Source organism: Oscillatoria sp. FACHB-1407, assembly GCF_014697545.1.
In the GTDB taxonomy this organism is placed as follows: domain Bacteria; phylum Cyanobacteriota; class Cyanobacteriia; order Elainellales; family Elainellaceae; genus FACHB-1407.
On record NZ_JACJSA010000004.1, the window covers coordinates 379,274 to 401,237 of the forward strand.

Below are 21,964 nucleotides of genomic sequence, written 5' to 3' on the forward strand. Positions count from 1 at the left end.
TTTCACTGGTTTTGTTTGCCTATCTAAATTTATTTGGCTACTAACTTTATGCTTTCGTTTATCATAACAATCAGTTATAGCCTGTAGTTCACGCTAAAGTGCAATCCGTTATCCTGCAAATTGTCACCTCGATCGCTTACATCAACAAACGGCAAAGCATAATCAACTCTCAAGTTAAGATTTGGAAATGGTTGCCAAAGGACTCCTAACCCTACACTTCCTAAAAAGTTTTGGTCGGGTAGGCGATTGGGATTGTCAGCATTGTTCCAGACATAGCCCACATCTACAAATGGGGCAAGTTGCAGTACAGGTTGAAGATCACGATTACGGTCTACAGTAAAACGATTTTCGACTGAAAAGCGAATCCCATTATCAGCCGATCGCGCGTTCTCACGATAGCCTCGTAATGAGGTGCCTCCCCCTAGAGCAAACTGTTGGGAGGGCAGAAGGCTATTCGGTGTTAACTGTACATCTCCTTGAAAGATTAAAAAGTTACGTCCTCCAATTCGTTGAACTCGCTGTACTTGCCCTAAGCAACTAACAAATTGCCCGTCAGGGGTTGGTTCTGGATTATCTGTAGCATCAAAAATTCCTAACCCAAATTGGCATTGTGCTTGAGACAACCATCGTCCTGAGCTGTCACGATGCAAGTAGTCTAGACCTAGCGTTAAGGCACTGGTACGGCTGACCCCGTTTTCATCGGGACCAATACCAAACGGTTGAGGGCGATTATTGAAGACAAATGTCTGCCCGTTCTGATAGGAAAATCCAAGTGATAATCCTAACTCTTCGTTATATGAGCGATGAAGTGCATGACGAAAACTAACTTCAAATAATTCCGAAGATGCTCTTAGATCAAATTCTCTAAACTCATCCTGAATAATTGCATTCTGATTTGTCTCGACACGCAATTGTAAGGCGGTGTTGTCACGATCGAGGGGAATGCGATATCCCAACCCAACGAAGTTAGCCCCACCGACTGTTGAAAAATTGAGTGGATCAAACTGAGTAGAGATTACTAGTTGATCTCCATCACGAATCGCATTGTTTAATCGAAAATTGCTATCAACTCGTTCTGCCCCTGTGCTGGGAGGGGAGTAATTGTTGAAATCAATGTTAAGCCCAAACTCATTTTCTTGATACCGAATAGTTAACAGACTGATACCGGGTGTACCGCTCTGTGAGAGAACAGGTTCAATTTTTGAAAAACGAGAATCGCTTTCTAGAAGTCTCAATGCATTTTCAAGTTGAATTGTATTGACTGGTGGTGCGATCGCATCTGAAAGTTGTTGTTCAATATGAGATCTAAAAGTGTTGTGCCATGCATCTGCTTCTATGCTACTAAAGTTAAAATCGGGCGTTTCAATGGGTTCAATTTGAAGTTGAACTTGTCCCTCAGTAATTTCAACCATAACTGACCCCTCTTCAGAAGAGGGATGAACCTCTGCCCATGAAGTAATGTAGCCATTTTGGATGTAACAGAGGGTGATGGCATCTTGAAGACTACTCAAAACTTCAGGTGTCAGAATTAGTCCTCGATAAGCCTCTCGAATTTGATCGATTTCATTAGCCAGGACTGTATTTCTCCTAATACTGTCAACCCTGATCTCACGAATAAATAGTTCACCTTCCTCAGCCCGAAGGCTTTCGGGTACTTCGATAGAGCGTAAGCATTCGTTTTCAGGTTGATTAGCAGCAGGCAACGCAGGCTGAATAGGAGATTCTGCGGTGAGATCTGTCTCTAAATCTCTGGCTGTCCCTGTTGTTGTAGGAAGACTTTCCGAGCCATTATCAATTTGGGTACTGTAATTAGGCTCTCCATCTTGTGCCAAGAGTGGTAATTGAATTTGAAATATCAGCAGCACAATCCACAAGGGCTGCAGGAGAAACGCAAATTGTTTGAACGCGATCGCCACTACCAAGGACTCCCAATCATCGTAAATGCTGACCAATAAGATGGGTGACTCAATTCTGTTGAAAGCCTATCCCTTGATTCATCCAGTACCAGTAATGCATTTAACTCATATAAATCTCTTCGTAAAGCAGTTATTTCTTCACTCGACAGATCCGCAAACTGAGACAAAAATTGTGGGCGATCGCTACGCAACAAATCTTCAATCTCTTGCTGCAACTCAGTTAGGCTCCTGCTTAATTGGTTAGGGTCTACCAAGGATGATTGCGCCCTGCGCAGCGCCTCGGCTTTTGTTGGGGCAGTTTCTAACTGCCGATAAAACTCACGCATCAACACCAGTGTTCCTAAATCATTGACTCGCCATAAACTAGCGAGAGTCGATTTTACGCCTGCCTGTAGTGACAATCCAGCAAAGCCCAATCCCGCTAACCGCCACTCCTCTGAATCAATCTCTGAATCACCAATGCCCGTTTCACAAGCGCTCAACACCAGTAGGTCAATGGATGGCTTATCCCAATTTAGGTTGCGAAGTCGAGAATCTAAACGCTCATCTAATAGCAGAGAGGTATCCCAGAGCTGAATGTTCGATCTTCCAGGGTTATCGGATACAAATGTGGTGTGGGTAGCGAGATGCACGATTCTGAAGGGTCGCTCATTTCGTTGCTGTTGAAGGTTGCTAAAAATAAAACCTCGATCGAGGAAAAGTTCATCGCCTCGACTTTCTGCAATCAAATACAACTCTAGCGGCACCCCAGGTAGCGGAGATGTTTGCATATCTTCCAGAATCTCTGACATTCCCATTGCTAAAACCTGGAAGTCATTCGTTTGAGTGTAACGAATGTCCGTCGAAGTAAAGTTTGGAATGATGCTAAAACTATATTTCTCAACAAAAAACTTACCGGACTCTTCGTCATACAAAGCAGCTAGTGGAACGGGTCTTAATCTGCTATCCATTGAAAAAAGAAACGTGTCTATCGTTCCTTCGCCTAATTCTTCTAACTTATCTTCAATAGGTTTAATTAGAACGCGATAGAGATATCTAGCTGTGTCGGATCGTGGATCAGAATCTGGGTTTTGAGTATCTTTATAGAACTGTTCAACGGCTTTTAATAGAGAATCTCTACTTTCTGATACAGATGTTTCGACCACTCGTTGCTCCGTTTCCACTCGTAGGCGAATTTGATCCTCCTCCACAAACACATATACAACTGCCGATTTAGTGTTAGTTTGCTGTTCAATCGCGGTCAGAGTATATCGAATATCTCGCGCTGTTGCAAATTCCCGCTCAAACCCTCGTGCAATGACATCCTCAAACTCTCGTTGCCGACTTGCTTCAATCCGTACGGTTTCTTCAGAAGTCTCTGCGGATCGAGCCGGTGTTAAACTTGCCACATCTTCTGGCAACTCAGATGGATCGAGTTGCTGCGGGGTCTGCTGCTGAGGTGATGAGCCAATTCTCGAATTAAACTCTGACCCTTCAATGATTGAAAGTAAATTACTGTCAGCCCCAAAGCCAAAATTAACTTCCCCCTCATCAACGTTAGCTGCACTGAGACTAATCGAGCCAAACCCATCACTACCTCGGTTGAAAATACTATCAATTGAAATGTTACTGCTAGCGCTGACTGAGATATCACCAGCTATTCCATCTGAATCTGAACCCGATGATTCTGTGATCAAGACATCAGTGGTTACACTTCCGGATGTAGATCGGATAAAAATGTCACCACCATCTCCAGCGTTTCCCGTCTCGGCAATAGAAGAGTTAGGAAATGAAGTCGAACTGGTATTGCCACTGATATTTCCTGTAGTGATATCAGATGAGGCCAGAACTCGCACAGAACCAGCATCTCCGCTTTCTGCAAAGGTACTAATATCTCCAGTTTGCACTGTGGTTGCAGCATTCACTACAACAGATCCCCCATTACCTGACCCGAAAGGAACGAGCGTCAGTACATCACCTGTTGTGATACTGCCACTGCTTGATCTAAGTCGCACCGAGCCGCCATTTCCCTGACCTGTTGCAGTCGCATTTACAGTGCCAAGAGTAATATTTTGAGCAGCACTCACTTGAATATTGCCTCCATTGCCAACAGAAGTCGTTGCAAATGAGGAAAGCGAGCCAACGGTAATGCTACCTGACTGAGACGTAATGGAAATACTTCCTCCATCTCCTGTTCCTCCAGTTGTGCCACCGCTACGACTGGTTCTTAGAGTTCTATTTTCATAAGACACTGAAAATGTAGCTCCAGAGCCAGAGCCAGCACGACTATCGATGTTGCCAACTGTAATATTTCCGGGAGCGTTTAAGATCAAAGGACCTCCACTACTAGTAGATGCAGAAGTAGTGACATTGCCAATGGTAATGCTGCTCAAATTTGAGGTAGTAGCGTTTGGAGTGAAGGTAGTCCCTCCAATTGTTTGAGGGACATTGGGAGAATTAACTAATGACGATAAACCTGCCCTTAGAATGAGTGCTCGATTGCTAGTTAGGATAGGGATATCTGGATCTGACCCGGTCAGCATGGTATCAGGACCGGTGATAGTAATATTGCCTCCAGTAATGCTGCCTAGAGTCTCAATCTTGAGGGCAACACCTGTGTAGTTACCAAACGTGACATCTCCAGTGGAGCTAATGATGGGGTCGTATAAGCTAATAAAGTTGCCCGGTTGATTTGATAAATTGAGAATTGAGAATTGTCCCCCACTGGCGAAATGGGAGTCGGCAGACACAGCTCCATCACTCCTGAGAGTCAGATTACCTGCACTTTGAAATGGAGTGCCTGGGTGGTTAAGGGCAAGAATGTCAATGGAGCGATCGCCCTGAATCAGTAAATTCCCCCCTGATTGCACAGATAGAGGAACCAACTGGCTGTCTCTCAAACGCACAGTATCTCGTGCTTGTAGGGTTAAATCTCCAGTTGTGGAAAGTTGACCTTCTACAGAGATCAGGTTGTTAGTAGCAGTAAGAGTTGCAGTTTGAGCATTGATCTCACGCACCGTTACATCACCGGGTGCGATTGGAATAGTTGTACCCGTTAGTTGTATTTCACCTGATGCGTTGGAGCTAACCCCAGTCATCAGATCACGGTTTCCTCCGGCTAATAACTCTGGTAGCGAGGTGATTGGCAATGTCCAAGGGGTGGGTGAACCTGTAGCAACAGGATTTTCAATCTCCAATTGCAAGACGTGCCCAGCCTGACGAATACGGAGGCGATCGCCCCCTGCGACTGCGGTTACCGTGATTTGACCATTGGGAGCTGATAATCGCCCAGTACTGGTAACAGTTCCTCCTAGAAGAGTCAATTGCTGTTCTGGGTTGAGTTCTAAGTCTCCCGCATTAAAAATGAGGCCCGGTTGCCCCATCGTAAAAGCAAATCCGGTTGGTGATCCTGTTAAGTTGGCATAGTCGTTCAGTCCGATGGCATTAAACCAGTTAGAGCCAAACGCAATGCCATTAGCAGTAGTTGCAGTAAAATCAGCGGGTAAGTTGAGTTGGGCACTGGGTCCAAAGACGATGCCCGATGGATTCATCAGATATAAGTTTGAGTTACCTCCACTGATCTGAAGCAGTCCGTTGATGAGTGAGGCTTCACCTCCTGAGACTCGCGTCAAGATATTGCGAATTTCGGGGTTAGATAGAAAATTAGCAATTTGATCACGACTGAGATTGAAGCGCTCAAAATCGTGAAATAAGTTCGCGCGATCGCCTGAAAGTTGCCCTCCATCAATATCAAATTGTCTGCCTCGCAGTTGCACACGGGTATCAGTTCCATTTCTGGCTGGGATGGGGTCTGCATTAGTGGGAGCAACTATGATGACGCCCTGAAATATACAAATCAGTGCAACCCAAGCTTGAGGAAAGGCTAATTTCATACCATTGCTAAATAATCTGCAAGTACTTTACACTCTTATGCCGAAAATTTCTAGTAGTATTTATCAATGCTTAAGCCTTGGATATTTAGTAGCAATCTCGAAGGAACCTTTTACCAGGGGCTGCCAATTATCGTGTAGGTAGACCAATAAAATGGATGGCTCATCTTATTGAGCAAGTCGTTGCGTAATTCATCGGTACTTAGAAGCGCATTCAACTCAAATAAATCACTTCTCAATCTAATGATTTCTTCATCTAATCTAGCTATCTCCTCGTTTGATAAATTCTCAGATTCTTGTAGAGAACGAGTGCGATTTAGAAATTGCTGGGAAAACTGATTGCGATCGCTCTCTAAAACAGAATCCAGTTCTTGTTGTAACTCCTCTAGACTGGTTGCTAATTGAATTGGATTGAGCATGACAGTTTGTGCTCTTCGCAATGCTTCTGCTTTAGTAGGGGCATTACCTAACTGCTGATAAAATTCACGCATTAAGAGCAGCGATCCTAAGTCGCTAGCATTCCACAAACTTGCTAAAGCTGATTTTGATCCTGCTTTGACTGCAATTCCAGCAAATCCGAACTCTGCCTCTTCGCTGCCTAAAGCAGTCTTACAAGCACTTAATACTAGTAGTTCTAAGGAGGGAGGGCTTAGGTTTAATACCTGCAACTGCTCCAGTCGTAACCGTTGATTTCGAAACTGGATATATGATCGATTCAGCACACTCGGATCAAAATTGGCGTGGGTTGCCAGATGGACAATGGAAAACGGATCGGGATATTGATAGGCTGTGGGTGATCGCCGCAATCCAAATGGATCGGGATATTGATAGACTGTGGGTGATCGCCGCAATGCAAGCTGTAAGCTCAGATTTTCGGTCACAAAGCTGTTATTTAGAAAAATCAAACTTTGCCAAGGCTCTTGAGTAATTGTATCTAACTCGATGGGAACAGCCGGTAGAGGGGTTTCACCTAACAAGTCAGGAGTTTCTCTGGAAATCCAAGTTGGTAAAGACGATGGATCGACAAAGTCAGAAGCACCCATTGCTAAGACTTGAGCATTGTTTAACCCAACGTAACGAGTATCAGTTAGGCTAAAACTTGGCATCAAGCCAATACTATATCTTTCGATTAAAAACTGCTGTCCATTATAAAGAGTAGCAAACGGAACCGATCGTAAGTTTATATCTGGAATGAACGCGATGCTCTCAATACCTTGAGCTTGCAGATTGGCTTCTACCGGAGCAATGAACCACTGATAGAGTTGTTGAGCAGCAGCTAAATAATCGTTTGTACCCGTTTGTGCAGGATTGGTTATTTCATTTAAGAGTTGCTGAGTAGCCTGCTGAACTTGGGTGCGGGTAACTCCTGAAATGCGCTGACAAATCGGTTGCCCTGTTGAGGTAATCAACGACAACGCCAGTTGATCGGTTGACTGAGGAGACACAAGTGTTGTACAAGTGCTTTGATTTTGACCTTCATTGCTCAACTGTGCAGGGACAAAATGAACATACAGTAGAGCAGGCTTAACTCCAGTTGACCTTTCGACTTCAAAAAGATTACTTTGAGCATACTCAATAGTTCTAATGGGCGTGTCAGGTATCCCTAACGCCTGTTCAAACTCATTGGTGAAGCGAGTTTCTGGCTCTGGCAAACGAGTAATTCCTGTATCTTCAGCAGGAGAACTTTGGCCCTCTGATGGTGGAGGTAGCTCGTCGTCTAACGAATCGACTTCTTGCGGTCTAATTTCAGGTGACGGATCAGTGATGAGTTGAATGTTACCTTCGACAAAGGTGTAGGGAAATGAACCAGAGGAGATGGTAAAGTCGCCACTCGTAATCGCAGCTACGGTTCCATTTGTCCCGGAATCGTCGATTTCAAAATTAGTGCCGATATTAAAGTTATTAATTTCACCAGAATCGTGAATAATTGTGATATTACCACCCCCTAGCCCACCTGCGGTGGAGATGCTGGCAAGAGTGCCATTGCGATCGCGAAACGACCCTGTCGCTGTGAAAAACTCTGACGCAACAGCAGTTACGTTGCCCCCAGTGCCATTGGTTCCACCCTGAGCATTGATGCTGGTGACTTGGATATTGATTGGATCAAGCTTGACATCTCCCCCATTTCCTTGAGTGCTACTGGAGTTGATGCGTCCTGTTGTGATGTTGTTCTCTGCATCGATTCTGACATCTCCCCCGGATGCTGCCCCAAATGTATTGATGTTGCTGCTGGTCACTGAGCCGTCATTGCTCGTTACATTGATGTTGCCACCTGCCTGCTGTCTACTAAACGCATTTAAGACCCCTGTGCGAATGTCTCCGGTGGCAGTTAGAGCAATATTTCCACCTGGTTGATTGATACTGGCAGATCTCAAAGTAGCATCAGTGGCATTGATGGTACTGCCACTGATTGCAATGTTGCCGCCATTGGTTCTGACAGTTCCATCAATGGTTAATGCTCCAGAGGAGAACAAGTTAAATGCTCCCCCATTGGTCAAAATATTGATGTCTCCAAGTGTCGCGCTCGAAGCCAAGCGTAGGAATACATCACCACCATTGGTGTTTAGTGTTGAATCTGTCGATAATCCAAGCAAGCTAGACGCATTATTAACGCTGACGCTAGCCCCTTGAGTGAGAATACTGCTGGGGAAAGTTACTCTGCTAGAAGTATCAATATCGATGCCATTGCCGTCGGAACCACTGCTCGAGCCAACAACAATCGCACCACCTAACGTAATATCACCCTCAGTTGTTAGGGCGATCGCCCCTCCTTGACCAGTGACAGCACTACTATTCAAAGCACCTGTCTGAATCGTGCTATTTGCAATTAATGTTAGCGTTCCGCCATTGCCGTTTTGAGAAGAAGACGAATTAATATCCCCTGTGGTGATGCTTCCTGCAATGGCAGTAAGAGCGATCGCACCACCATCACCGTTGATTGAACTCGTACTAAGTTGACCTGCACTTGTATTGATCGAGTCTTCACTGCTAGTAAGGGTAACTGCTCCTCCTCTACCATTGGTAGCACTGCTATTGAGAGCACCTGTTTGGATTGTGCCATTACCAGTTAGAGCAATATTTCCACCATCCCCATTTTGAGAAGAGGTATTTAAGGCTCCTCCAGTGGTATTGATATTTCCACCACTGGTTAGTCTAATTGCCCCGGAATTGCCTGTACTCCCTGTATTGATAGCTCCCCTTGTATCAATAGCCTCTGTCGTAATGTCTCCTTGAGAGGCAGTGAGTGTAACATTTCCACCATTACCATTTTGAGAAAAAGAATTAATATCTCCTGCGATAATATTTTCAGTATTAGCATTGAGAGATACATTACCCCCTGAACCATTAACAGCACTAGCATCTATTGTTCCGGTGATAATGCCTTCTGGGGCACTCAAAATGACAGTACCTCCATTACCAATGGAGGAAGTCAACACAGAACCAGCACTAGTATTGATGCTTCCTGAAAAACTCTCAAGCCGGATGTTACCAGCATTACCTAATACAGCATTAGTGGTTCTTTCGGTAGATAAATCCCCAGTAGTAATATCATTTTGTGCGGTAAGGATAATGTCACCAGGAGAACCAAGACTATTGGAAGCATCTAATCTGCCTGCAATATTGATTGTGTCACCGCTATTTAAGATGATATCGCCGCTATCTCCTCTCGGGCGATTTGATTGTCCTTCTCTAAAAGTTTGAATACCCCCACCATTCTCTGCTGAATTGGGTAAGGTGATATTACCACCTGCAGATAATTCAACTGTTGCACCATCTGTAGTTGACCAACTTCGGATACGATTTGTGATAGTAATGTCATTATCTGCATGAATGTATACATTACCAGCTGTATTATCAGCTCCATTCGATATAACTGTTGTATCTAACTCTGAAATAGAAATATTGTTTCTAGCTCTTAAAGTAATAGAGCCAGAACTAGCATCTATTCTACTTGTATTAAGAATACCCCCAATAATATTGAAACCTGAGACAGAAATATTTCCTTGAGAGTTAATGGAACCATTCTGCTCCATTATGAAAGAGCCATCATTGTTATTGTCCGCATCTGCGACAAAAGTAATTGACCTATTGATTAAGAGACGAGGGAGTGTATCTGATCCATCAAAATTTGGATCTGGATTAGGAGTTAGTTCTCCAATCACAATATCGTTTGTGGCTTGCAACACCATAGGTGTACCTGGTGGCAAACCTTCTAATTCTGATTCAAAAATGGTAGTTGGCGCATCATCATTAATTACACTCAATGGAGTACTCAAAATACTTCCAACTACTCTGGAGTTATTCCCAGAAAATGTATTGTTTCCATCCGCTGCACTGTCACCTGTTCCATTGGCAATTATGATATTTGTCGGGTCAAGCAACAAAGTTCCATTTACACCATTAAATGCACGAGTGTCTACATCTCCCCGAAAAAGTAGATGTTCTCGCCCAGACACTTCTACAAAACCACCATTACCCAGGGTTAACCCACCTCTAGCCGTGATATCTCCATAGAAGCCTGTCACCTCATCTGCCCAGATAATGACCTGACCACCATCCCCCTGATCGATCGCATCTGCATTGATCACCGAATTAGGGTCAACAAACGTGCGTGATGCATTAAAAACAGTGCCTCGTCCCTGGTAGTCTCCACCAACGCGAACCGTGCCACCGCCATTCGTACCAGAGGCGTTGAGAGTGGCATTCACGAGGGCAACGCGATCGCCCAATACGCTAATTTGAGGGATCGCAGAGACGCGATTAATCGCGTCTGTACTAGAAGCGTTGAGTGTACCAGAGGCAACGACCGTTCCAGGGTTGCTGGGAAGGGTGTTCTCTGACCCCGTTAGCCGCACAGTGCCATCTGGATTGACGGAGATGCCAGTCGCACCACTCAGTTCCCCTCCCGTTAGCAACTCTGGCAACGACAGGGGAGTGAAGGGCATTGCGTTACCACTGGTTCCATCGCCTTCTAATGCTTCTAACTCTAGGCTTAATAAAGCCCCTTCCTGGCTCACTCGAACTCGATTTTCACCCGGAATAGCAGCGATCGTGATGGTTCCACCTGGTGCAGAAAGCATTCCTGTGTTGATAACAGTGCCACCTAACAGCATTAGACTTTGCCCTGCTGAGACGGCTAAATCTCCGGTATTAACAATTGCTCCCGGTTGAGCAGTCGCAAACGAAAAAGCGTTGGGGTCACCAACCAACGCCTCGTAGTTATTCGTGCCGATCGCATTTAGCCAGGTATCGCCAAAGCCAATTCCTGTGGCGGTTGTAGCAGTAAAGGAGGCAGGTAAATCTAACCGAGCATTGGGTCCAAATAGAATCCCAGCCGGGTTGATTAAATACAGATTGGAGTTACCCCCGCTGACTTGCAGCAAGCCATCTATGTAGGAAGCATTTCCACCCGTCACCCGCGATAAAATATTGCGGATCTCTGGGTTGGAAATGAAGTTGGCAATTTCAGAAGCGCTTAACCCAAACTGTTCAAACTCATGAAAGAGACTGGCGCGATCGCCCGACAACCGTCCACCTTCGATATCAAAGCGTCCATTTCGCAGTTGTACACGGGTATCTGTGCCGTTCGTGGTTGGAACAGGCTCTGCATGAGCCGGAAGGAGAGCGATCGCCCCTTGAAGACCCGTTGCGATAACAAAACCAACATTGAAGACGATAGATTTCATAGCAGAAGCACCCAAGCTGACAATTACCTTAGCGCTTTTGTCAAAAATTCTCCACTCTCAGCTAAAATCTCATAGCGATTACCTAAAATATCGGTGTAAATTAAATTGAAGTGATTTCATTACTTTATGACAGACGTCTTCATTAGCTATTCTTGGGGAGATAACCAAAGTCCCGACGATCAAGGGAGGTGGGTCACTGTATTTCATGGTTATCTCGAGAGCTATCTACATGGAGATTTGGGTAGACGACCAGATATTTTTCGAGATGAAAACGAATTGCGAGGTTATGAGTGTTTAACACCTGCCATTGCTGAAAGGGTCAGGCAATCACGGGTTCTGTTGGCAGTTATGTCGAAGGGATATATCTCATCAGGGTGGTGCCAAGAAGAAGCAAGGATATTTTTAGAAAAGTGTCAAAAATTGAAGCAACCTAGCAGATTGCCAGTTTGCAAAGTTATTAAAAATCTTCCTGAGCCACAGTCACACAGACCTCAAGAATTTCAGGATTTACTAGGCTATCCGTTTTATGATTTTAAGAATGGAAACAGACCTCGAGAGTATAGACCTGAATTCGGAGAAACAAAAGAACAATTTCGTCAGTGTATTAAGGATGTTTCTGAAGAAATAGCAGAACTAATTGCGTCGATTGATTGCGATTTAGTAAAATACCGTCCTGAAGTTTTATCTTTCTCAGAAACAGTAGTTTACTTGGCAGAAACAACAGAGGATCAAAAAGAGAATAGACTTAAACTTAGACGTGAGCTTAAACAGTTAGGCTACATAGTTCTTCCCGAAAAAGATTTGCCCTACAATTCTCAAATAACTGATAGGATTCGTGACGATTTAAGTCGCTGTATTCTCTCTATTCATATTTTAGGTGAAAGATATGGCATTATTCCTGAGGCTGAAGCTTCAGGACGATCTGTTATTCAAATTCAAGCTGAATTAGCAGATGTTCGTAGTTCGGAAGAATCTAGATTTTCTCGTTTGATTTGGATGCCTCCGGAATTAGATATTAAAGCGCCTCAAAATAGAATTGAAACATCTCAGATTAATTTGATTCGCACTCTTCAAAACTCGGATGAGTTTATACAAAACTCCCTTGAAGATCTTAAAACTTACATTGAAGATAAATTGAAAAAATTAATTTCTTCTAGCAAAATTCGACAACCTATTAGGCGGGTTTATTTGATGTATGAAAATTGCGATTGCCAAACTGTTGAACCGTTAAAAAATTACCTTTTTGATCAAGATTTCGAGGAAGTAGATACATCTATATTTGACGTTGAGGCATCTGACAAAGAGCGACATAACCAAACTTGTATGAGTGATTGTGATGCTGCAATTATTTTCTGTAACCACGCTAGTCTAGACTGGGTAACATTAATGCTGAAGGATCTTCGGAAAATAGACAAAAGCGGCTCAAAGTTAAAAATAGTCTATTTAAGTAATGTGGAGTTACAAGATGACCGACGATTCGGAAAAATGAAAGATATCAAATTAATTTGTCAATCTGGGAACTTTATGTTTGATGAGTTAAATAATCTTTTGACGTGAACTGCTTAGGAAGAATGAGAATTGAGTGAATGGTTGAAACGCAAATACCCTTAAATCCCTTTCCGGGGCTGCGACCTTTTAAAGCTAGTGAAGCAAATCTGTTCTATGGTCGAGAGGGTCAAACAGAAGAGTTAATTCACATTCTGGAACGTACTCATTTTCTGACAGTGGTAGGGGTTTCTGGAAGTGGAAAGTCTTCACTGGTTCGAGCTGGACTATTGCCTTCCTTGAGTGACGAGCGCACAAGTGGAGCAGCTCCAATCTGGCGAGTTTCTATCTCCCGTCCTGAAGACGATCCGATAGGCAATTTAGCAAAAGAATTGAACAAGATACCGGAGCTACAACGCAGAACCTACAACGATGATGGAACAGAATCTATCTCTCTTAACTTTTCTTTGGATATCATTGAAACACTACTCCGTCGTGGCTCTCGAGGATTAATTGAAGCTGTTTGGCAAGCCAGACTTCCAAACCCTGTTAAGTTGCTGATTGTAATCGATCAGTTTGAAGAACTGTTTCGATTTAAGCAGGTTCGTCCAAGACAAGATGCCATCAATGAGGCAGCAGCATTTGTCAAACTTCTAATTCAGGCTACTAAAAAGCAACAAGAACTCCCCATTTATGTGGTTCTTACCATGCGATCTGACTTTTTGGGTGAATGTGCTCAGTTTCGTGATCTGCCTGAAGCCATTAACGAAGGGCAGTACCTGATTCCCCGCATGACCCGTGACCAGATTCGATCTGCAATTGAGCAACCAATCGCAGTGGATGGCGCTACGATCGCTCCACAACTCGTCAATCGATTGCTAAATACGGTAGGCGATAACCCTGATCAATTGCCTATTCTGCAACATGCTTTAATGCAAACCTGGAATGTATGGGTTGCTGACCATCAGCCCAATGAACCTCTTGACTTGAAACACTACGATGCGACTGGAGGAATGGAGCAAGCTCTTTCCAGACATGCAGACTCAATTTATGAGGGGTTGCCGAGCGATCGCCACCAAAAGATTGCCGAAGTTCTCTTTAAACGCTTGACGGAACGAGATGCTGAAGGATATGAAACGCGCCGTCCTACGGCTTTATCTGAGATCTGTGACATTGCTAGCGCAACAGAGACTAGGGCAACGGAAGCTGAAGTCATTGAGGTAGTTGATGCCTTTCGGGCCGAGGGGCAATCGTTTCTCATGCCGCCAGTTGATGAAGTTGAAACCCTGACCGCAAACTCAAAACTCGATATTTCCCATGAAAGTCTGATGCGGGTTTGGGAAAAGTTAAAGGGCAAAGTTGAAGGGGACAAAGTTACGAAAGGCTGGATAGCAGAAGAAGCAGAATCTGCTGAGACTTATCGTCGGTTAGCACAAGCAGCAGTGTGTCAAAGAGAACTGTGGAGAGGGATTGACCTTGCTAGTGCTTGGGAATGGAAAACGAAAGAACAACCTAACCAAGTCTGGGCAAGACGATATAATCCCAAAAATACTTCACCATCTCTCTTTCAGCAGGCGATCGATTTTCTCAATAAGAGTGAACAAAAACGACTACACGATCTCAATCGCGAACGACGAATTGGCATTACCTTAATTACGCTTTCTATTGCAACTGCAATTACGGCCATCATGGCGTCTATCCAATACGTTAATGCTCAAAATAGTCGGCTAATTAGTAATTTATCCAACGCGGAAGCCTCGTTTGCATTAAATGATCAACTGGCTGCATTGGTAACCGCTTTAGAGGCAAGTGAACAAATCCAGCAAACTTCCATTACAAACCCTGTCACTCGACTGTCAGCGATCGCCACCCTTCGCCAGATTGTGTACAGCATTCAAGAACGCGATCGCTTCATTCATGGGGTTCAAACAGGCGATAATCTGAACAATAAAGGAGGACGGGTTTACAGTGCCAGCTATAGCCCTGATGGTCGCTGGATTGCTTCCGGTGGGGGTGATTCTACGGTCAAACTGTGGTTGCCCAATGAGTCGCAACCTCACACCCTAGAAGGGCATACTGAGGCTGTCCACGACGTTGCCTTTAGCCCAGATGGGCAATTGCTTGCCTCAGGCAGTGCTGACGATACCATTAAAATTTGGCAATTAGATGGAACACTCGTGCAAACAATGGGTAACCCTGGCAGGGTTGGCGATCTCACATTTGACGTTGAGGATATCAGCTTTAGTCCTGATGGCACTTTGATTGCTGCAGCTTACAAAGATGACACCATCAAGCTCTGGGATCTCAATGGTACTCAAATCAAAACCTTTGCAGGGCATCAGGGATATGTAACTGCAGTGAACTTTAGTCCAACAGGCGATCGCCTTGTTTCTGGCAGTGTAGATGGAACCGTTAAACTTTGGAATTTAGATGGAACTCTGCTGCAAACTTGGAACCATAGCGAGGGTGTGCAAGATGTTGCCTTTAGTTCCGATGGACAATGGGTTGCTTCAGCCGGAGATGATAATGAGGTAAAACTTTGGCGTGCAGATGGTGGATCGTCTCAAATACCTCAAGTATTGCTCGGACATAACGACACAATCTATAGTGTGAGATTTAGTCCAGATGGTCAAACTGTTGCCTCTGCCAGTAAGGATAACACGATCAAACTGTGGGAGGTAAAAGATGGAAGGTTACTCAATACCTTTCAAGGTCATCGTCAGAGCATCTTGAGTGTGGATTTCAGCCCTGATGGAGAAACCTTAATTTCTGCGAGCTTTGACAACACGATCCGGTTGTGGAACCGTGCCCCTACCAACCTTGAACATCTGTCTGGGCTTGCCGATATCAGGAGTATTAGCATTAGCCCTAATGGTCAACTGCTGGCTTATGGTAGTGACGATGGCACTCTAACCCTTTGGAATAGAGTGACTCGTACTGCTCCAAAAGTATTAGCAGTAAATACAGAGGCGATTCTTAGTACTGCCTTCAGTTCAGATAGCCAATACCTTCTGACAGGAGATACAGATAGCACTGTCAAGCTTTGGAGAGTTGGAGAAGATCAGCCTTTGCGTACTCTAGAAATGGATGATGGTGATGATTGGGGACAAGGTGCGAGGGCAGTGAATGCTGTAGGTTTTAGCCCTAATGATCAACAAATTGCGGCTGCCAGTTCAAATGGCATGATTACGTTGTGGAATATCAACGGCACTCGACTCCGCACCTTCCAAGCCCATGACAAAGAAATCTATGGGGTGTCATTTAGTCCAAATGGTACTCAAATCGCCTCTGCCAGCGCAGATAACACGGTTAAACTCTGGACTCTAGAGGGTAGACGACTGCAAACCTTTAGTGGACATCAAGACCAGGTTTACAGTATCCGTTTTAGCCCTGATGCTCAGGAGCTTGTCTCCGCCAGTGCTGATAGGACCATTAGACGCTGGCGACTGGATGGCACCGAAATAGGGCAACCTCTCCGAGGCCATGAAGATGCAGTGCGTGATGCCATTTTTGCCCCTGATGGAAACACGATTGCCTCTGCTAGTTATGACAACACGGTAAGACTTTGGAGTAAGGACGGAAACCCAATACGTACCCTTGAAGGCCATCACGATTTTGTTTACAGTCTGAGCTTTAGCCCCGATGGCAAAACCCTCGCTTCTGCCAGTGCCGACGATTCTATTATTTTGTGGAATTTAGATCTTGATAATTTGATCCAGCGGGGTTGCCAATGGGTATTTGCTTATATTCAGAAAAATCCTGGTTTTCGTGAAGACAGTTTGTCTCTCTGTAGCGATCGCCAACCCTAATTTTACATCTACCGATTTATCTCATTAAGCCATCTATGAAAAAAAATCAGAATAAACGATACCCGTTAGCCAGCCAAATCACTCTTGGGGTAATGATGATATGGCTCAGTTTGACGTCGAATGGACTGGCGCAAGCAAATCCCATTGAACCAGATGTACCTAGCGACCCCGCCCAGACGATAGTGTGTGAGCGCGAGCCCATCGCAAATGATATCGAGATGATGGCTGAGGCTTGTTATCGGCTAGGGGTGGGATCAATCGATAGGGGTCGTTATGAAGAAGCGATCGCTGCCTTAACCCGTGCGATCGAGTTAAATCCAAATGATAGTGATGCTTATGCCTGGCGAGCCGTGGCCTATGACGCTCTGAATAATGTCGAAGCGGCGATTCAAGATTCCCGTGAGGCTGTTCGGTTAAATGCCGATCACGTCTTATCAGATTGGCTTAGTCGTCAACGACCAGCCGACGAAGAAGATGCATATGACTTACTGAGTACGGGGCGGCGTTTGTGTGAGCCAGGGAACGGATTGGATAATCGTAGTACAGGGCTAGGCAAATTACAGGCAGCTCTTGATTCGTATATCCGTATTCGAGATGAAGCAGGAGCACGACAAGCAAGTGAAGCGATTAGACTCTGTCGTCGTAGGCAAACGTAAAATTAAGAGGGATCAACACCTACAATTACTGCTAACGCATTAGCATACTGTTCTAAAGCCTGGTTGAGTTCTTTCAATTCGCGTCGGAGTTGGGGCTCCTCAGAGCAATTCTTTTCATGGGCTTTAGGACTCAGATTTGACGGACGTTCTGCTTCCCATACTTGCAGAGCTGGATGCCACTTTGTTAAGAAAGGGCGCAATCCCTTATTACAGAGGTTCTCAGATGAATAAGCCACAGTGAGCGAACCAGCCAAGAGCGTCATCAGTAGAAATGCGCTCGTTAATAATCTGGGTTAAAGCTTGGTCGAGGGCTTCGACCGTTCCAGCTTTAGCTGAACGCAAAAGTTGCTTGAGTTTTGACCAACATAACTCAATCGGTGAAAGGTCGGGGGAGTAGGGTGGTAGAAATACAACCTTTGCACTCACTGCTTCAATGGCCTCGCGCACCACTCAGGCGTGTTGCACCGGCAAGTTATCCATGACAATGATGGCTCCTATCCACAATTGAGGAATCAGAATCTCTTGAATGTAGAACAAGAACACGTCGGTATTAACGCTGCCAACGATGCTCATGGTGGCAATCAACCCATCAATACTCATGCCCCCAATCAACGAGATATTCTTGCCGCCATCTCCAGGAGCCTCGTTGTCATACAGGCGTTCACCAATCGGAGCACGACCATACAAGCGCGTCATCCCCAGGTGAATGCCCGTTTCATCAATGAATACCAGATTATGAGGATCGATGGAGAAGCTCCACAGTCGATGAGCAAACCGCAGATCCTTGACCCTTTGAGTGTCTTGTTCAGATGCAATCAGTGTTTTTTTTGACGCTTAACTTGAGTTTGCACACAGCCTGTTGCATGGTCGAAACACTCACTTCCACCCCAGTGCGTTGAGCAAAGCGTTCACACAGTTCTTTGAGCAGGGCATCCGGTTGAGCTGTAACTAAGGCTGCAACAATGGGCAACTGCTCTTTTGTCAACTTGGCGATGGCTCCTCCTCCGTGTGGCTTAGGCTCCACTGTGCCCGTTTCACGATAGTGTCGCCTCAAATCTCGGATAAAAGACAAGCTCACCTTGAATCGCTCGGCTAGTTGCCGTTGTGATCCTTCTTTCGCTTCATACGCGGCAATGATTCGTTGGCGTAAATCGACAGACAAAGGGGCAGGCATGAGTGACTATTTTCGATCGCGCTGGATCTGCTTAGCCCACCAAATTATGGCTTACTCAATCAATAACCGCTGTAAGAACAGCGATCGCTTACTTGCTAATGGATGTTATACAGAAGCGATCGCCCCGTTAACCCGCTCTATTGCGCTAGATTCGGGTAATAGCAACGCCTATGTTCTATTAGGTGTTGCCTATAATGCATTGGATAGAAATGAAGATGCGATCGCGGCTTTAACTCGTGCAACAGAATTAGACCCGAATAATAGTGATGCCTGGTTTTATCTGGGAATCGCACACAATGCATTAGGTCAGTATGCAGACGTGATCATGGCTTTAACACAGGCGATCGCATTAGATCCACAAAGCAGTGAAGCCTATTTCCTAAGAGGCATGTCGCGTGATGCTTTGGGTGATGTGGATGGTGCGCTGCAAGATACCAGAGATGCCGTGCGGTTAAATAATGATGCGGTGTTGTTTGACTGGTTGAATCGACAACGACCAGGGGAAGCGGCACGGGCAGATGCTTTACTCGCTAGAGGTTGGCGGTTGTGCCGTGCCGGGAGACCTAGCGAAGGGTTACGCGACTTATTTGCTGCTTTGAACCTATATCCCTCAAATAATCCAAACCGAAGACGGGCAGAGGACGCTATTAGTCGTTGTGGGCGTAGACGAAGGTAAGGGCGATCGCCCTCCCCTCCTTCACTGATAAGCTTCACTTAACTCCCCCACTCTGTCGCCTGAAACCATCAGTCACCGTTCGTATTTCATCCATAATACGAAATACACTCGAAAAAGCGGTTGGTAAAAAAGGGTTAAAAAGAAACATGGCACGAGGCGGGAAAGTGAACCGTTCTGAGCAAGCATCCGTATTGGAACTGGCAGAAATGCAATGGCTGTTTGGGGAGTTGGATGATCCCTATCGGGCGATCGCCCAACTCTGCTATTTCACGGCAGGTCGCATCAGTGAGGTGTTGAGTCTACGGGTAGAACACATCACGAATGGCTATGTTGTATTCCCCGGCATCAATACCAAAACAGGCGAAACCCGTAAGGTGGTGATTTCTGAGCCATTGCAGCAGGTCTTGAATAGGATTGAGGTGCAATCGGGGTATCTATTTCCCTCTGGTGGTAAGACGGGTCATCTCACTGCACGATCGGTGGAGTACAAGGTGAAGGATGCAGCAGCGGTATTGGGCTATTCAGGAGTGAGCCTGTACAGCTTTGGTCGCTCCAGGCTGACCCATCTGCATGAACAAGGGTGGGGGTTGCATGAGTTGAAGCGGGTGAGTGGACATCAGAGCCTCCAGCAGTTATAGCATTTAGTGTTTGGTTTAGGAATGGCAATTGTTAGAATTGCAACGACCAAGTCCATTCAGATGTGCATGGCAAGTATTCAGTTGTTGAGAAGCTAGATGAGCTTAATGGTTTCTGTCCGGGTTTGCAATCTGAGTGGGTAGCTGCTCCAGTTTAGTCAACCATATCTGATAATGGGTTGAGTATTGCATTGTAAAACTCCTCTGTGCCTTTTGCGTCTTTGTGATGTAGACAGGGGCACCACAGAGACGCAGAGAACGCAGAGAGGGGCGCAAAGGCGTCCTCTGCGTCTCTGCGGTGAAAAAAGGGCAAGAGGGCAAAAGGGTAAAGGGCTATAGAGTCCTCGGAGCACTACACACAACCCGAAAACCAATAAAACAGCTGCGGAAGTCGGGCGAACACCAGGTGCGACAGGCAGAACGGCAAAGCCCCGGAAGGTCGTCCCAGGAGCCGCCGTGAACGACACGATCAGCATTCTCATTCTCAATTAACCAGGCAATTCCATCCGTTGGGGCACCTTGATAATTGCTATGCCAATGGTCTTGACACCACTCATTTACATTTCCATGCATATCACATAGCCCAAACGCATTCGCAATCCCAAACAGATCTACAGGAGTTGTTTCTTTTCGATACACCCCCTTGGGAGCATTTTTATAAGTGTAGTTACCATTGTAATTTGCCAGATCAGTCGTAATCGTTTCTCCAAAATGAAATGGGGTAGTCGTTCCGGCACGACACGCATATTCCCACTCTGCTTCTGTAGGTAAGCGATACTGAAGTCCCGTCTTTATAAACAATCGCTTACAAAACTCCACTGCTTCATGCCAGGATATATTTTCTACAGGACGTGTATCACCCTTGAACACGGATGGAGCAGGATTCAGTTCCAGCGCAACCTTTGGCAATCTAGCTACTGTTTTCCACAACTGCTGAGTGACAGGATATTTACCCATGAAGAACGGTTGAACTGTAACTTTATGCTGAGGGTATTCTCCGTCTTTTGAACCCTCTTCCAAAGAAGGAGATCCCATTCTGAAGGCTCCAACAGGGATATAAACCATTTCAAAAAAAATACCCTTCCCCACATCTTCAATGTATTGCCTAGCTTCTCCTTCTATCCTCTCCGGATTCACAACCTTACGAGTAACTCTCTCCGTTTTTCGCCCCAGCCAACCTGTCTTGATCTCTTCGGTCGTCTCAGAAATACTAAGAGTGACAACCTTGAACTTAAACTGCTCAAGTGCAATGGGTGGGGGTGGCTTCAGTGCAGGAACGTTCCCTTCAATTGCTTCAATGATCCCTTCCATCCCTGCTTTGAATAACGTTGTATTCTCCCTTGTGATTAAACGACAGGCATTTGCCCCTAGCAATCCTTGAATCGATTGAGGTAGTTCTTCTTTCCTAGGTATAGTAGCTTCATTCAACAAGACTGGAATCACATAACGCTTATTCTTCAGGGCTAGTTCAATTTCTTGTCGTACCCAATCATCAGGATTATCCAAGCGCCTTTTCCATCCATCCTTCGCATTCAGCCAGTCAGAACCAATCACCACCAGCATGACTTTACTGTTTTCTACTGCTGGTTTAATCTGCTCTGCAAAATTAGCGCCACCAGGAATTGATTCCCGGTCTAAAAACACCTGCCCCTGTCCAAAGTGAGCGATCAGAGCCCTATACATGAGGTTAACCGCTTCGTCACTATCACTTCTGCGGTAGGAGATGAAAATTGATTCCTTGGGGGATGTTGGGGGCATCGTCTTAAATCCAGAGGGTAACTAAAACTAAAAACACCGTTCACCTAGCGGACTCCAGACAAAACCCAGTTGGATTTGTCTTTCACTGGACATTAAACTCTAGTTACTATAAAACTTCCAACGTATCCCTCGGTATTCTCTGCTACCTGCCTCACAGCAAGGCGCAATCTCCAAAGCCATATTGAAACACTTGTTCTAGCCGTTGTTTTGCTCAAAAGCCATTTGCGTCAGACAAAAATCCTTTATCCCCACTGACAAGAACATGACTGGCAGCAGTTCTCATTGGGGTGTAATCAGGA

General features: G+C 45.2%; 10 protein-coding genes and 1 pseudogene. 5 read left to right on the forward strand and 6 right to left on the reverse strand.

The features are described from left to right. Positions 1 to 74: 74 nt before the first annotated feature. The 3 genes from H6G89_RS09755 to H6G89_RS09765 all read right to left on the reverse strand — a co-directional run bounded on the left by H6G89_RS09755 (position 75) and on the right by H6G89_RS09765 (position 11,472). Complete coding sequence (locus tag H6G89_RS09755) at positions 75 to 1,952, reverse strand: ShlB/FhaC/HecB family hemolysin secretion/activation protein (RefSeq protein WP_190505428.1); 1,878 nt, start codon at positions 1,950 to 1,952, stop codon at positions 75 to 77. Next, entirely contained in the window at positions 1,916 to 5,788 is a 3,873-nt protein-coding gene (locus H6G89_RS09760; RefSeq protein WP_190505430.1) for a CHAT domain-containing protein, read from the reverse strand. The genes H6G89_RS09755 and H6G89_RS09760 overlap by 37 nt, the downstream gene beginning before the upstream one ends. Positions 5,789 to 5,898: 110 nt before the next feature. Further along, positions 5,899 to 11,472 (reverse strand): CHAT domain-containing protein, encoded by a 5,574-nt coding sequence (locus H6G89_RS09765; protein WP_190505432.1) that lies wholly within the window; start codon positions 11,470 to 11,472, stop codon positions 5,899 to 5,901. 126 nt (positions 11,473 to 11,598) lie between these two features. Here H6G89_RS09765 and H6G89_RS09770 point away from each other — a divergent pair, with 126 nt between their 5' ends. The 3 genes from H6G89_RS09770 to H6G89_RS09780 are packed head-to-tail and all read left to right on the forward strand — an operon-like array spanning position 11,599 to position 17,422. Next, on the forward strand, positions 11,599 to 13,029 hold the full coding sequence (locus H6G89_RS09770; protein ID WP_190505433.1) for a toll/interleukin-1 receptor domain-containing protein: 1,431 nt from the start codon (positions 11,599 to 11,601) through the stop codon (positions 13,027 to 13,029). Positions 13,030 to 13,058: 29 nt separating this feature from the next. After that, positions 13,059 to 16,766 carry an nSTAND1 domain-containing NTPase gene (locus H6G89_RS09775; RefSeq protein WP_190505435.1) on the forward strand — a complete coding sequence of 1,236 codons (3,708 nt, stop codon included), beginning with the start codon at positions 13,059 to 13,061 and terminating at the stop codon, positions 16,764 to 16,766. 35 nt (positions 16,767 to 16,801) lie between these two features. Next, the gene (locus tag H6G89_RS09780; protein WP_190505437.1) at positions 16,802 to 17,422 is read left to right on the forward strand and encodes a tetratricopeptide repeat protein; all 621 of its coding nucleotides are present in this window, start codon (positions 16,802 to 16,804) and stop codon (positions 17,420 to 17,422) included. Between the two features lie 219 nt (positions 17,423 to 17,641). Here the strand turns inward: H6G89_RS09780 and H6G89_RS34935 are convergent. After that, a pseudogene (locus tag H6G89_RS34935) lies at positions 17,642 to 18,241 on the reverse strand (IS630 family transposase). Continuing rightward, positions 18,228 to 18,596, reverse strand: a complete 369-nt coding sequence (locus tag H6G89_RS09795) for a helix-turn-helix domain-containing protein (protein ID WP_190505443.1) — start codon at positions 18,594 to 18,596, stop codon at positions 18,228 to 18,230. The pseudogene H6G89_RS34935 and the gene H6G89_RS09795 overlap by 14 nt, the downstream one beginning before the upstream one ends. Between H6G89_RS09795 and H6G89_RS09800 the strand changes: the two genes are divergently transcribed. Continuing rightward, positions 18,595 to 19,272, forward strand: coding sequence for a tetratricopeptide repeat protein (locus tag H6G89_RS09800; RefSeq protein ID WP_190505445.1), 678 nt, complete (start codon positions 18,595 to 18,597; stop codon positions 19,270 to 19,272). The genes H6G89_RS09795 and H6G89_RS09800 overlap by 2 nt on opposite strands. 146 nt (positions 19,273 to 19,418) lie before the next feature. Next, complete coding sequence (locus tag H6G89_RS09805; protein ID WP_190505447.1) at positions 19,419 to 19,910, forward strand: tyrosine-type recombinase/integrase; 492 nt, start codon at positions 19,419 to 19,421, stop codon at positions 19,908 to 19,910. Positions 19,911 to 20,240: 330 nt separating this feature from the next. Here the strand turns inward: H6G89_RS09805 and H6G89_RS09810 are convergent, their stop codons facing one another. Then, complete coding sequence (locus H6G89_RS09810) at positions 20,241 to 21,665, reverse strand: SUMF1/EgtB/PvdO family nonheme iron enzyme (protein WP_190505456.1); 1,425 nt, start codon at positions 21,663 to 21,665, stop codon at positions 20,241 to 20,243. Positions 21,666 to 21,964 lie beyond the last annotated feature (299 nt).

Excerpts from the sequence above, each read along its gene's own strand:
- H6G89_RS09805 (WP_190505447.1), top strand. The coding sequence starts at position 19,419 with ATGGCACGAGGCGGGAAAGTGAACCGTTCTGAGCAAGCATCCGTATTG.
- H6G89_RS09765 (WP_190505432.1), bottom strand. The coding sequence starts at position 11,472 with ATGAAATCTATCGTCTTCAATGTTGGTTTTGTTATCGCAACGGGTCTT.
- H6G89_RS09810 (WP_190505456.1), bottom strand. The coding sequence starts at position 21,665 with ATGCCCCCAACATCCCCCAAGGAATCAATTTTCATCTCCTACCGCAGA.
- H6G89_RS09795 (WP_190505443.1), bottom strand. The coding sequence starts at position 18,596 with ATGCCTGCCCCTTTGTCTGTCGATTTACGCCAACGAATCATTGCCGCG.
- H6G89_RS09780 (WP_190505437.1), top strand. The coding sequence starts at position 16,802 with ATGAAAAAAAATCAGAATAAACGATACCCGTTAGCCAGCCAAATCACT.
- H6G89_RS09775 (WP_190505435.1), top strand. The coding sequence starts at position 13,059 with ATGGTTGAAACGCAAATACCCTTAAATCCCTTTCCGGGGCTGCGACCT.
- H6G89_RS09770 (WP_190505433.1), top strand. The coding sequence starts at position 11,599 with ATGACAGACGTCTTCATTAGCTATTCTTGGGGAGATAACCAAAGTCCC.
- H6G89_RS09760 (WP_190505430.1), bottom strand. The coding sequence starts at position 5,788 with ATGAAATTAGCCTTTCCTCAAGCTTGGGTTGCACTGATTTGTATATTT.
- H6G89_RS09800 (WP_190505445.1), top strand. The coding sequence starts at position 18,595 with ATGAGTGACTATTTTCGATCGCGCTGGATCTGCTTAGCCCACCAAATT.